Origin of the sequence: Hydrotalea sp., assembly GCF_049968455.1 — a bacterium.
Lineage (GTDB): Bacteria > Bacteroidota > Bacteroidia > Chitinophagales > Chitinophagaceae > Hydrotalea.
This window is the reverse complement of record NZ_JBMFQT010000021.1, coordinates 19,978-33,323: the sequence shown is the minus strand read 5'-3', so window position 1 is coordinate 33,323 and position 13,346 is coordinate 19,978. Positions and strand designations below refer to the sequence as shown.

The following is a 13,346-nucleotide window of genomic DNA, read 5'->3' as shown; positions in this document are numbered from 1 at the left end:
ATAAGAGAATTGCAAATAGCGAATGTGCAGCAGCTAAAAATTATTGGGAGCATAACAAAGCATATTGGCTAAAAGTTCAAACCGTTTGGACAGCATATATGAACACACATGATACCATTAAACTTAAAGCAAAAGTTGATGGCAAATTCTTATATCAGTACCTCTTTACTCTGTTGGACGATTATAACTCAAAAAAAGTAAGTGATGCAGAGATTGACAGTAGGATAAAGACAGAGATTATTAAATTTATAGAGTAGAAAATACAAAGGAATAAGCCTAATGTCTTGTCCTAAAATAGGTTGACGAATAATCGTCACTTAAATTTGGACAAAATATGCCAACAAAAGACATTAACAAAGAGGCTTTTTATGGTCGGAGGATATCAATTTTGTTTGTTAAGCTATAACCTGCTTAGAAGCATTTTTATGCAATCCTACTTTCTAATTTACAAAGGAAACGCCTACATTTGTGGCCCTCTTTACCTGTAAAAGTCAATGGTCTCATAGTTCAATGGATAGAATAGGAGTTTCCTAAACTCTAGATCCAAGTTCGATTCTTGGTGAGACCACATTCAGCCATCTTTTTTATTAATACGAGCAGCTATTCAAGCTGCTTTTTTTGCGTTCATTTTGTAAAACAGCATTATCAGAATATAGATTTTTAAAAATACTAGCTTTTTAATGATTCTTTAATGCAATGCTATCTTTTTGGGTTAAACCCTCTAAAATGCCTATCTGCCTGCATTTGTAGCATATACTCAGTTTAAAAAAGATTACAAATTAAAAAAATAAATTTTATAATACGTAGAAATACGTTTTTTTCTATATATCGCTAGGGTTATTTTTGAATAATATTTTTTGCTTATGAAAGAGAGAAAAGCAATGCCGGCATTGGCAATAATGGTTGCCGGCCTGTTATTTTTGGTTGGCTGCAAAAAAACGGTTACACAAATAGTGCAGTCCACTACCAGTAATATCAATAATAGCTGGCAATCTTTAGATGCAGTAAATCTTATTGGTGCCAATTTTTACAATAGTGGTTGTTTTAATGATAGCTTATTGGTGGTGGCCAACGGCACGTTCTACTATACGGTAAACGTTGGCAAAAATGGTTTCAGTAATGGAATGTTTACGAATCTATTGAATGTTAATGATAATTTACAAGCCACTTCTGCCATAAATTTTTATAATAATTACTGCATCTATTACGCTACCAATAATACCATCAATATTTTGCATATACCTTATAATAATCAGTTTTCTCAGTTTATTTATGTGCCCAATTATACGCCGGGTTTAAATAGTATATTTAGCCAACTTTACGCTTCGCCTGACCAATGCTATCCGGTAGGATCATACCCCTTGAATAGCGGCCATTATATGCTGTCGCCGGTAGAAACGGCTGATTATAAAACCGTTCGTTTTGATTTAGTAAATTTAGATACAAGTTTTATTGGTCCGCCCGGCATACCCACACATCCCAATATGTCTTCTGTAAAAATGGTTAGTTTATCGCCGGCAGCCGGAACATTAACCGCAACCTCTTATTATTATTGTGCAACATTCTTCAACAAATTTTTTGTTTATTTCAATAGCCAGTTATATAGAATTGATACATTGGGTAATGTAAAGGCATTTGGGTATAATCCGGTTAGCCCAACGGTAGGGAATAATTTCCAATTTTATAATATGTTTACAATCGGTAATAATTTATTCATTAATTCCTACGGCAATATTTTTTACTCAACCGATAAGGGCGAAACATGGCAACAATTCAATACTATTGCCAACAACCCCAATGGCTCAGGTTATGTATTCAGAATAATTGATGATAAACTTTATGCTACCATTATGGGTTCCAATAAACTTTTTATTGTGGGCATGAATGGGAATAATTTTTATTTGAATGAACTGAACAATACCGGCATTCCGAACAATTCAAGAATAACTTCCCTGACAAGAGCAGGAAAATACCTTTTTGTTACTACTTATAACGGAGTGTATTACCGTGATACTGCTTATGTAAATCAATTAAAAAAACCCATTCATTAAATTATAGATTGTATGAAATATGTATTATTCATGGTATTGGCGGTATTCATTGCAATTGGTTGTAAGAAAAAGGATAGTGTGAACTATACTGCTGCTATTGTAGGTAATTGGCGTTATCAAAACAGCCAAATTGATACCCTGAATTTGGCGGGTAAATTATATAATTCCCGCACTGTTTATGATACTGCATTTGTTGCCAATTTTGCTGACTCGTTGCAGTTTAAAGCCAACGATACGGCATATTATATTTTAGGTGGAAGAACTACTTATACTACCTATAAAGTAACCAATAATCAATTAAGCTTAATGGGAAGTACCGATACTGCCCGTTTATTAATTACGCAATTAAATACGGTTAGCCTGCAACTGAAGATAAATACCAATAACCTATCCATTAATTATTATGCCAATTTTGTAAAATATTAAATTTCTTTTATAAAAAACCTTTTCGTTATTTTTTTGCTCTGTTTATGTAGTTCCTGTGCCATGCATGTAGTTCCTTTAAAAGGTACTTATCATAAAGCCGGTTATACTTTTTCAACCGAATTGAGCAAAGCAGCAGCATGGGATGCATTAATTAATTTTTTATGAGAGAAGGAATTGGATTAAAAACATTGGATAAAGCGGATGGCGTTCTTATAACCGATAAGGTTTCATTTTTAAAACATTACACATAGGAAAATGCCAATGATGCACCCACCGATAGTTTAGCCTATTTGGTATGTTCAAAATACCGCGATTGGACAATGGTACAACCTACTATTCGTCCTTCCATTTTAAATGGTGCATGGATGATGCATTTGTACGAACAAAACAACCACACTTATTTACAAATAAACTTAGCCTATACCGATGCCCGCATTGCAGGTTTTGGCCAAACCGCCAATGCTACCAACAACACTACTACCACTGATAATTTATGGTATAATATTGTTTTAGAAGTATGCAGTACCGGAATATTTGAAAATAAAGTGCGAAGCGCAATTGATGGGAAATGAAAGTGTAGCTATTTAATTTTTTAAACTGCTTTTTGCTTATACTAACTTCATTGCCATACTTGTAGTTGGCACCTTGAAAACGATGTAGTAAAACCCCTAAAATCGGCTTTTTCCAATTTGTGGGGGTAAATTTGTCTAAATTTAAAAGTATATTCTTTACTTTTTAGAATTGGAATTGCCCATTCAAATTCTTTAAAGCAAACTTATCTTATGACAACCATTAGTTTTCATTACAACGGCAAAAGCAATGTTGCAAAGGTTACAGAACTAATATCGTACCCCAACACGGTGTATAAGGTAGAGGTGCATGAAGACGATATAGTAAAAGAGTTTGGCAGTACTTTTTATTTTCCTAAAACCGCTTTACAAAAAATTCAAATTCCGCCTTGCACCAAAAAAGAGTTAGAACTATACACAGCTATGGTGCGTGAAATTTTTGAAGAAGTATTAAAAAATTAATGCTCAAATAAACAACTTACTGATGCCCTAAAACGGGGTGCGGTTCATATAAACTTTCTAAACTGTTTATTTCTTCTGGTGAAAGCTGAACTTCCAAAGCTGCTACGGCATCTTCTAATTGCCCGGGTTTACTGGCCCCCACAATAGGTGCTGTAATGTAGGGTTTACTAAGTACCCAGGCTAATGCTATTTGAGCTGGCGGTAAACCACGTTTTTCTGCTAAAGCATTTACTGCATTCACAATGGCAAAATCACTTTCTTTTTGGTATAATTTTTTACCGTATTCATCTGTTTGAGCACGCAATGTTTCATTGCGGGCAGCAGTGCGTTTTCCGGTTAATAAACCACGAGCTAATGGTGACCATGGTATAATAGCAATTTTTTGGTCCATACAAAGGGGTATCATTTCTCTTTCTTCTTCTCTATATATTAAATTATAATGCGGCTGCATAGATACAAAACGGGTCCACCCATGTACATCTGCAGTATACAAAGCTTTGGCAAATTGCCAAGCAAACATAGAGGAAGCGCCAATATAACGGGCCTTACCGGCTTTTACCACATCGTGCAGGGCTTCCATGGTTTCTTCAATAGGTGTTTGGTAATCCCAGCGATGAATTTGATATAAATCCACATAATCGGTTTGTAATCTTTTTAAACTGGCATCAATAGAGTGCATAATGTGCTTTCGCGACAAGCCCCCATCGTTAGGATTAGCACTCATGGGGTTAAATACTTTGGTAGCAATCACCACTTCGTGGCGGCTGGTGTATTTTTTTAAAGCATTACCCAATACTGTTTCACTGGCGCCATAGGAATAAATATCGGCTGTATCAAAAAAATTAATACCTAAGTCTAAAGCTTTTTTAATAAAGGGGATACTGTCGGCTTCGTTTAAAGCCCATGGCCAACGTTCTGTAGGGCGGCCATAAGTCATAGTGCCCAAACAAATTTTAGAAACTTTTAAACCGGTATTGCCAAAACGAACATATTCCATGGTGCCTGTTTTTTATGATTAAATGATAGGTAAATTTCGCACAGTAAATGATACAATTAGTAATCTTGGTGTTAAACTTACAGTAATCATTTTATCTTGCAGATTGTTACTTCTCTCCGCCAATTACAAGGGCTGATGCATCAATAGATACATTTACTTTGCCAAAATGCTGTTCTATTGTTTGTATAGCTTCCTTTTTAATGGTGGCAGCTGTGTTTGCATCGGCTTTACTAAGGGCACTAACAAATGGGGCAGCAATTTCAGTCATCATATTCCAATACATTTCTGCAGTGCCACTGTGCAGTTGGCTGTTTACTTCCTGTTCAAATACATTTTTTAATTGCTCCTGTTCAAAAATATTTTTTAGTAATCCTTTTTTAGCACAACGAAACATGCCCGGTGCTTCAGGAGGAGGTACAGGTAATTGCAGATGTTGTTGAATGGAGTTAGCAATGGCTGTAACCCAAATATTTTTTTCGGGTACACCCCAAACGGCCGTAACCAATTTGCCGCCGGGTTTTAATACCCGTATCATTTCCCGTGCCGCCAGGTGCATATCGGGAAAAAACATAAACCCGAAGCGGCAGGTAACAGCATCAAAGGTATTGTTGGCAAAGGGTAATTCGCATACATCGCACACCACAGTATCTACATTGAGAATACCTTTTTTTGTAGCCTTTTCTCGTGCTACATCCAACATTTTATCCGACAAGTCTGTCATAACTACCTTGCCTTTGTGCAACCTTTCTGCAATGGTTAAGGCGGGCTCTCCGGTGCCGGAGGCAATATCTAAAACCATTAACTGGTGCTTGGGGTTAATGAAAGTAATCATGCTATTGCCTATGGGTTGTAAAAAATCCATTGTAAGCATGTCCCATTTTTTCCAGCCGGACGAAAATTTATTCCACGAAGCTTTTTGTTTGTTGCGTATTTCTTCCAATGGTTGTTCCATAACAAAATAATTTTGGTTAGTAAAAGCAAGGTAAAAGAAAATTAGTCATTTGGTTTTTAAACAGGAATTAGTAAAGGGCTTTAATCAACAAAAAAATGCTTTAGTTGTTATTAGTAACAGATATTTGTCAAACAAAATAAAAATTGCATTTGATAATGTTAAGTAAATGCAGGTTTATTTTATTAAAAACTACATAATTTTTAAAGATGATTACAGATAGTAAGGATCATTTTAATACGATAGCCAAAGATTGGGATAAAGATAAAATCCATCAAGAACGGTCGATGGCCATTGCTGCTGCTTTACAACAAATGATACCGCTACAAAACAATTGGAAAGCATTGGAATATGGTGCCGGGACGGGCTTACTAAGTTTTATTTTAAAAGATGCTTTTAAAGCAATTGTATTAATGGATAATTCGGCTGAGATGCTGAAAGTGTGTGAAGAAAAAATAGCTTATTATCAAACACCACATATTCGTACTGTAGCACTCGATTTAGAAAATGGGACTTATAATGAAAAGTTTGACATTATTTATACACAAATGGTGTTACACCATATTATGGATGTGCCGGCTATATTTCAAACTTTTCATGAATTGTTAAATACTGACGGTTACTTAGCTATTGCCGACTTATATTCAGAAGATGGTAGTTTTCATGAGCCCGGCATGCAGGTGCATAAAGGGTTTAATCCGGATGAACTGGGGCAGCAACTAAACAACCTTGGATTCAATCAAGTGCAACATCAAACTTGCTTTACTATTGAAAGAAATAATGGGAAAAAATATCCGGTATTTTTATTAACGGCACAAAAAAACCAATAACCTAACGGTATTGGCTTTTGTAAAAAGGATGAATTGAATGTTTAAGGAGTTGTGAATCCATATTTCCGATAAATAGCTTTAGCGGTATCTGTTTTTAGGAATTGCAAAAAATCTTTACCGGCTTGTGCGTGAGGTGCTTTTTTCAATAATCCGGCCATATAAATGGCATTCACATTTTGAGATTCGGGAAGTGTAACCATTTGAAGCGGATGGCCAATGCTTTGTTGGTAAAATGCTTCAGAATACCAAACGGGTCCTGCGTCGCTTTCACCATACATAATGCGCATGGGTGTTTGACGGTGGTGTATTTGTGTAAGATAAGCAGAGCCGTTTTGAACTTTCTGCACCATAATTCTTTTCTTCAATGCATCGCCGCCGGCTTTAATGTAAGCTTCTTCAATACGTTTGGCAATGCCTTCCCATTCAGGGTTAGGCATACTAACTCTTACGCCGGCCTTACCCAAATCGTTTAGGTTGTGAATATGTTTCGGGTTGCCTTTTGCCACCATAATAGCCAATTTATTAAAGGCATAAGTAGCAGTATCAGTTACATAGGGAAGCATTTGTAACATACGGCTTTTACCGGCAGTATATACATCCGCCTGTAAAGTGATGCGTAAGTTGCCAATGGTAATGGATCCACCTTCAATTTGTTGCGCTAAAATGCCGGGAGGTAATGTTTCGGCAAATACGCGTTGGTATTGCGGGTATTTTCTTTTAAAAGCCTCAATTAAATCGCCCACACACATGTATTGATTGCCGGCAAAGAAGATGACTAATTGTGCATTATTGATATCGCCATATAAATCGGGTACATTGTCTACACCCGGAATTGTGAAGTTTAAGGCACTTTTAGGAGGAGTGTTCCAAGGTGGGTCATATCGATGTGCCTGTGCAAAAGGCTGCAGTGGGGTAGAAGCCATCAACAGCATTAGGATAAACATCAAAACAAATTTCATACAAAAGGATTTATGGAAATGAGTAAATATGTTGCAAAGTTGCAGTAACAAAGTATTGAAGCCTTATCATATTCGGTAATGCTCAATAATAAACGGTTATGAAGAAGTATTTTGCATCAATCATTCATTCACAGCATTTATAATGATCCACCTTTAATGAGTGAGCAAGGAACAGTTAATTCTGTAGAAGTTCTGTCGCCATTAATGCAATCCATCATTTTATGGAATGATAATTTGCCCAGTTGGTAACCACTGGTTTCAATATAGGTGATATTGGGGTAATAGAGTTGCGGAAAAAAACCATTACTCAATGCAATTATTTTTATTTGCTTGGGTATATGTATGCCTAATTCTAAAATAGCCTTCATAGTACCTGTTAATATTTCATCACTCATACAAAAAACAGCTTCAGGAATAGATTTATGGCTGCAATGTGTTTTGGTTAATGTATAAGCTTCGTTAAAGCTATGGGCATATAAAAGGTTACAAGATTTTGGAAACTGAATAGTGTTGGTAAAGGCCTGCATCCGTTTTTTAGTGATAGACATAGCGGGATTACCAAATATAGCCAGTACTTTTTTTATACCTGCTTCATTTAAAGCTTCAGCAGCCATACTTGCTGCTTCAGCATCGGCAATGGAAATGCGGATAGAATTGGCATAATCGGGTACTTTATCGAAAAATACCACCGGAATTTGCATAGCCGTTATTTTTTCAAAAGGTTGCATTTGCGTTGTAGAAGGGGTAATGCAAGCAAATACGCCACATACACGGTTCTGCCGCAGCAGTTTTAGGTTATTGGCTTCCACTTCAGGGTTATCGCCCGATTGAAGAATTATAACGGAATAGCCTTTTTGTCGTGCTTCTTCCTCAATAGCTGCAATAAATGCATCGTAAAAAAAATTAGAAATACTGGGTACCACAATACCTAAAAGCCGATTGTTATTGGTACGTAAGTGAATAGCATTAGCATTGGGTTCGTAATCTAGTGTTTGAGCCAGTTCAATTACTTTGGCTTTGGTTTTTTCAGAAATATCGGGGTGGTTTTTCAATGCCCTTGAAGCCGTTGAAATACTAATGCCTAATACTTCTGAAATTTTTTTTAGAGTAGTGTTATTCATGCCGGGATGCTTAAATGTGAATTAAATGTGAAGGAAGTTTTCCCCTGCAAACATTTTCGCAAACGTTTGCAGTCGGTTTATTTTGAATAAAGTATGAACACATGCAACAATTCGAATAATTTAGATGTCTAATTAACACATTGTTTTAAGAAAATTAACAAAAAGTTTTCTTAAACGGATAAAAGGTGTAAATTTAACACATTAATCTAACTAAACGCTAGCTTTATGAACTTAAAAACGCTTGCCAAAGGTATGCTCTACCTATTTTTGGCTTTGTTCTCCACCGCAGCATTTGCCCAAACAAAAGTAATTACCGGAAAGGTAACCGATTCGAAAGACGGTAGCCCTGTTGCCGGAGCTTCTGTTGTGGTAAAGGGTACCCAATATGGTACTCAAACTGGTGCTGACGGTACTTTTAAATTGAATGCCCCTGCAGATTCAAAAACATTGGTAATTAGTTCCTTGAACTTTGTTACCCAGGAAATTGCCGTTACCGGTTCACCCATTAATATTTCATTAGTGCCTTCTGCCGATCAGTTGGGCGATGTGGTAGTAATTGGTTATGGTACTGCTCGTAAAAATGATTATTCAGGTGCTTTGACTTCTGTAAAAGCGAAAGACTTTAACCAAGGTATCATCAGTTCACCCGACCAATTGTTGCAAAATAAAGTAGCGGGTTTGCAAATTGTATCGAATGGTGGTCAGCCAGGTACTGCTACTACCGTTAAATTAAGAGGTAACAGTTCATTAATTGCCGGGCAACAACCTTTGTATGTAATTGATGGAGTGCCTTTGGATGGTAGAACTGCCCGTCCTTCCGTTACCTTAAATGCGGGTGGTTTTGGAACTACACCTGATGATAACCCTTTGTTATTCATTAATATGAATGATATTGCTCAAGTAGACGTATTAAAAGATGCTTCTGCAACTGCTATTTACGGTTCTCGTGGTGCTAATGGCGTAATTGTAATTACTACCAAAAAAGCTACCGGCGGACCATTAAAAGTTGAAGCTGGTGTTTCCTATGGTGTGAATGCCGGATACATGAAAAGATATGACATATTAAATGCTGCACAATTTAGACAAGCGCTTACCAAGTATAACCTACCCAGTAGTTTAGATGGGGGTGTAAGTGTAGACCCTTTTAAAGCTATTGAGCAAAATACTATTGCTCAAAACTATAATTTAGCTTTTAGTGGCGGTAATGAAAACGGACGATTCAGGGCTTCTTTCTTAGCTTCAAATCAACCCGGTATTATTAAAAATACAGATCTTGCCAAGTATATTGCTTCTTTTAACGGCGAATATAAAATGTTAGATAAGCGGTTGACTATTGGCTTTAATATGATTGCCGGTCATGTATCTTATCAGTTACCTAACGTATCCAATACCGCCGGTTCTCAAGGTAACTTAATTAGTTCTGCTTTAAGTTGGAACCCAACTCAGCCTTTCAACAATAGCAATGGTCTTTTTAATTATCCAACCAATGGTTCTGGTAACCCAATGTCTTTATTGGCAGCCTATTCAGACAATTCAAATCTGAATACATTTTTAGGAAATATCAGTGCCTCTTATAAAATTGCAAAAAATTTAAACTATAAATTCCTATATGCCATTAACCATGCCACAGGTTCACGTTTAACAAATATTGATGGTTTTATTCAAGGTTATAGCGGTTTATCCGGGTTGGGTTTTGGTGCTATTTCGGGTGCTATTCTTACTTCTCAGACCTTTACCCATACCTTAAGTTATGATGCAAACATTACCAAGAAATTAAAACTAAATGCTGTTGCCGGTTATGAATACTGGACTTCAGATTATTCTAACCAAAGCTTTAGTGCTACCGGTTTTAATACGAATTTAGATCAAACCCAATTGAGTCTACCTTATACTTCTGTTTTACAAAATGGCAATACACAGAATTTGCCCTCTATTTACGTAGACCCTACCACTTCACTCCAATCATATTTCGGTCGTGCTATTTTGAATTATGATGAAAAATATATTTTAACTGCTACAATGCGTGCAGATGGTTCCAATAAATTTGGTGCCAATAATAAATATGGTTATTTCCCTTCTGTTAGTGGTCGTTGGGTAATGAGAAATGAGAAATTTCTTCAGGATAGTAAGTTAATTTCAAGTTTAGCACTAAGGGCTTCATGGGGTATTACAGGTAGCCAAGAGTTCCCTGCTTCTGCCTCACAAGAATCATTTGGCGTTAACTCTTATAATAATATCGGCCAGTCAAATGTTTTTAACCCTAACTTAAAATGGCAACAAACTTCACAAACTGACTTGGGTTTAGATTTCGGATTGTTTAATGGAAGGTTGTTTGGTACATTTGACTATTATAGCAAAAACACCACTAACATTCTTTTCCAAAGCAACGCTATTCAGCCTGCTCCGGCAGCCACTTACTGGATTAACTTACCCGGTCACATCATGAACAAAGGTTTTGAATTATCATTAGGTGCTATAGTTGTTGATCATAAAAACTTTGGTTGGAATGTAAACTTTAACATGGCTTACAATAAAAACAAGCTAACCGACTTTTATGCACCAGGAACTACTACACCTTTACAAATCTTAACTGGTCAAATTACTGGTCAGGGTGTATCTGGAACTTTAGCACAAATTATGACGAACAATCAGCCCATTGATGCGTTTTATTTAAAACCATTTGGTGGATTTGATGCGAATGGTAATCAAATAATTGGTGCTAATCCTATCATAGCTGGTAATCCTAACCCCACTACCATTTATGGTGTTGGTACTGATTTAAGATACAAGAAATTTACTTTAACAATTAATGCGGGTGGACAAGGTGGTTATTTAATATATAGCAATACTGCTACAAACATTACCAACATTTCTGGTATTGTTGCCGGTAGAAATATAGATAAAGCAGCCTACAATTCTCCGGAAGGTGTTACTTCTGCGGTGGGAGCTTCAACTCGGTTTTTACAAAGCGGTAATTTCTTTAAATTGAGAAATGCCACTATTAACTACCAAGTAGGTAATGTTGGTAAATACATAAAAAATATGAGTGCCTTTGTAACAGGTAATAACTTGTTTGTGATAACTAAATTCACTGGTTTTGATCCAGAGGTAAATACAGACCATAGTAATGCCGGTTATCCTTCATTGTCTATTGAATATTTACCTTATCCAACACAACGTACTGTATCATTTGGTGTAAATTTCTCTTTATAAGTTTATTATTAAAAATTATAACTATGCTACCTTATAAAAAAATATTCGCAGTTGCAATACCATTGTTAGGGATGATGGTGGGTTGTACAAAACTGGACCAATCATTAAAAAGCTCGCTTACTGCATCACAAGCAGCAAACGCATTGGGTGCCAACGGAACACAATTGTTGTTGAATGCGGCTTATGTTGACTTGGCAGGTCCATTTACAGGTCAAGATCAGGTATTTTCTTTAGAAGAAAATTCAACTGATGAATCTTTAGTACCCACTCGTGGTGGTGACTGGGATGATAATGGTGTTTGGCGGGTGGTGCATAACCATACTTGGAATGCAGATCACCAACAAATATTAAATGTGTTCAACAACTTGAACAAAATTAATTTTGATGCTACCAATGTTTTGTCTTTTACACCTACTGCATCACAAGCTGCACAGGCTAGATTTATTAGAGCCTATGCCTTATATTATCTACTGGATTTATATGGTCAATATCCCATCAGAAATCCAGGTGATAATTTATTAAATGCACCCACTGTATTATCTGGTGCTCCTGCAATAAATTTTATTATTTCTGAATTAACTGCAGCATTACCCAACTTACCTGCATCATCTGGCTCTCCTGCCACTAAAAATATAGCAACTCAGGATGCAGCTAAGGTTTTATTAATGCACATCTATTTACAAAGGGGTGCTTTTTTGAATAGGGCAGCTCCAACCTTTGCTTCCACAGATTTAGATTCTGTTATTTATTACGGAAATCAAATTATGACAAGTGGAAACTATTCATACGCAGCTAACTTTTTTGATAATTTTAATGCTACAAATGGTAATTCTCCGGAGTTAATATTTGGTTATGCTAACCAATCAGGAAATCCTGTAAATAATGCTGGAGTTGACGCTCGCTGGATGATGACTTTGCACTATAACTCTTATACTGCACAAGCCCCAAACGCTGGTTGGAATGGTTTTTCAACTATGAGTGATTTTTATAACACTTTTGGTGTGAATGCAGCCGGCCCTGTGGCTACAACATATTCTATGGCAGATTCTTCATTAGATAGCCGTATTGGTTTGCGCCCTTATGGAGCTACTACTGCCAATTCCGGTATTCGACCGGGTATGTTAGTAGGCCAACAATATGATCAAAATGGTAATCCCTTAAAAGATAGAAAGGGTAATCCTTTGGCCTTCACGCCTACTATTGCATCGAACATGATAGAAACCGGTAATAATTTAGAGGTAACCGGTATTCGTGTAGTTAAATATGTACCTGACTTCACAGATGCAAGCGGAAAATATTATTCCTCTAATTCAGGTAACTGGTTGGTGCTGATGCGTTATCCAGATGTGGTTTTAATGGTAGCAGAAGCGCAAATGCGTAAAGGTAACACCGCCCAAGCTTTACTTTTAGTAAACCAATTACGTGCAGCCAGAAATGCACCGGCTTTAACTTCAATGACTTTGGTAAATCCTGCAAATGTGGATGATCCTACTACTTTGTTAGCAGAAAGAGGACGTGAACTATATTGGGAAAGTTACAGAAGAACCGATTTAATACGTTTTGGTGTATTCTTAACACCTTGGCAGTATAAACCCAATGATGATCCTAAAAACTTAGTTTATCCAATTCCAACACAAGCATTGGCTGCTAATCCTAACTTAGTACAAAATCCTGGTTATTAAACCAACCCCTTCATATTGACATTCAATCAACCAACGACCGGTTTCATCCGGTCGTTTGGTTTTTCTTGAAGTATCGCATGCTATAAA

General features: G+C 36.6%; 12 protein-coding genes and 1 tRNA gene. 9 read left to right on the top strand and 4 right to left on the bottom strand.

Annotated features, from left to right (window positions below; all coding sequences use genetic code 11):
• The 6 genes from ACP5P5_RS12595 to ACP5P5_RS12570 all read left to right on the top strand — a co-directional run.
• Positions 1–257: DUF6607 family protein (locus ACP5P5_RS12595; RefSeq protein WP_428286470.1), on the top strand; the 257-nt coding region annotated here is incomplete at its 5' end.
• A 239-nt stretch (positions 258–496) separates the two neighbouring features.
• A tRNA-Arg gene (locus ACP5P5_RS12590) sits at positions 497–568 on the top strand.
• A 295-nt stretch (positions 569–863) separates the two neighbouring features.
• Positions 864–2,051, top strand: coding sequence for a hypothetical protein (locus ACP5P5_RS12585; protein ID WP_428286469.1), 1,188 nt, complete (start codon positions 864–866; stop codon positions 2,049–2,051).
• A gap of 12 nt (positions 2,052–2,063) precedes the next feature.
• Entirely contained in the window at positions 2,064–2,477 is a 414-nt protein-coding gene (locus ACP5P5_RS12580; RefSeq protein ID WP_428286468.1) for a hypothetical protein, read from the top strand.
• Between the two features lie 320 nt (positions 2,478–2,797).
• Positions 2,798–3,049, top strand: a complete 252-nt coding sequence (locus ACP5P5_RS12575) for a hypothetical protein (protein WP_428286467.1) — start codon at positions 2,798–2,800, stop codon at positions 3,047–3,049.
• A 210-nt stretch (positions 3,050–3,259) separates the two neighbouring features.
• Entirely contained in the window at positions 3,260–3,508 is a 249-nt protein-coding gene (locus ACP5P5_RS12570; RefSeq protein WP_428286466.1) for a hypothetical protein, read from the top strand.
• Between the two features lie 16 nt (positions 3,509–3,524).
• On the opposite strand, the gene ACP5P5_RS12565 is transcribed toward ACP5P5_RS12570, so the two are convergent.
• Both ACP5P5_RS12565 and ACP5P5_RS12560 read right to left on the bottom strand, forming a co-directional pair.
• Positions 3,525–4,505: an aldo/keto reductase gene (locus ACP5P5_RS12565; RefSeq protein ID WP_428286465.1), complete on the bottom strand. Its 981-nt coding sequence runs from the start codon at positions 4,503–4,505 to the stop codon at positions 3,525–3,527.
• 106 nt (positions 4,506–4,611) lie between these two features.
• Positions 4,612–5,457: a class I SAM-dependent methyltransferase gene (locus ACP5P5_RS12560; RefSeq protein WP_428286464.1), complete on the bottom strand. Its 846-nt coding sequence runs from the start codon at positions 5,455–5,457 to the stop codon at positions 4,612–4,614.
• 206 nt (positions 5,458–5,663) lie between these two features.
• On the opposite strand from ACP5P5_RS12560, the gene ACP5P5_RS12555 reads away from it, so the two are divergent.
• Complete coding sequence (locus ACP5P5_RS12555) at positions 5,664–6,284, top strand: class I SAM-dependent DNA methyltransferase (RefSeq protein WP_428286463.1); 621 nt, start codon at positions 5,664–5,666, stop codon at positions 6,282–6,284.
• Between the two features lie 41 nt (positions 6,285–6,325).
• On the opposite strand, the gene ACP5P5_RS12550 is transcribed toward ACP5P5_RS12555, so the two are convergent.
• Both ACP5P5_RS12550 and ACP5P5_RS12545 read right to left on the bottom strand, forming a co-directional pair.
• Positions 6,326–7,243 (bottom strand): molybdate ABC transporter substrate-binding protein, encoded by a 918-nt coding sequence (locus tag ACP5P5_RS12550; RefSeq protein ID WP_428286462.1) that lies wholly within the window; start codon positions 7,241–7,243, stop codon positions 6,326–6,328.
• A gap of 137 nt (positions 7,244–7,380) precedes the next feature.
• Positions 7,381–8,364: a LacI family DNA-binding transcriptional regulator gene (locus tag ACP5P5_RS12545; RefSeq protein ID WP_428286461.1), complete on the bottom strand. Its 984-nt coding sequence runs from the start codon at positions 8,362–8,364 to the stop codon at positions 7,381–7,383.
• Between the two features lie 225 nt (positions 8,365–8,589).
• On the opposite strand from ACP5P5_RS12545, the gene ACP5P5_RS12540 reads away from it, so the two are divergent.
• Positions 8,590–11,577 carry a SusC/RagA family TonB-linked outer membrane protein gene (locus tag ACP5P5_RS12540; RefSeq protein WP_428286460.1) on the top strand — a complete coding sequence of 996 codons (2,988 nt, stop codon included), beginning with the start codon at positions 8,590–8,592 and terminating at the stop codon, positions 11,575–11,577.
• Between the two features lie 23 nt (positions 11,578–11,600).
• Positions 11,601–13,259 (top strand): RagB/SusD family nutrient uptake outer membrane protein, encoded by a 1,659-nt coding sequence (locus ACP5P5_RS12535; RefSeq protein WP_428286459.1) that lies wholly within the window; start codon positions 11,601–11,603, stop codon positions 13,257–13,259.
• The last annotated feature ends 87 nt before the right edge of the window (positions 13,260–13,346 follow it).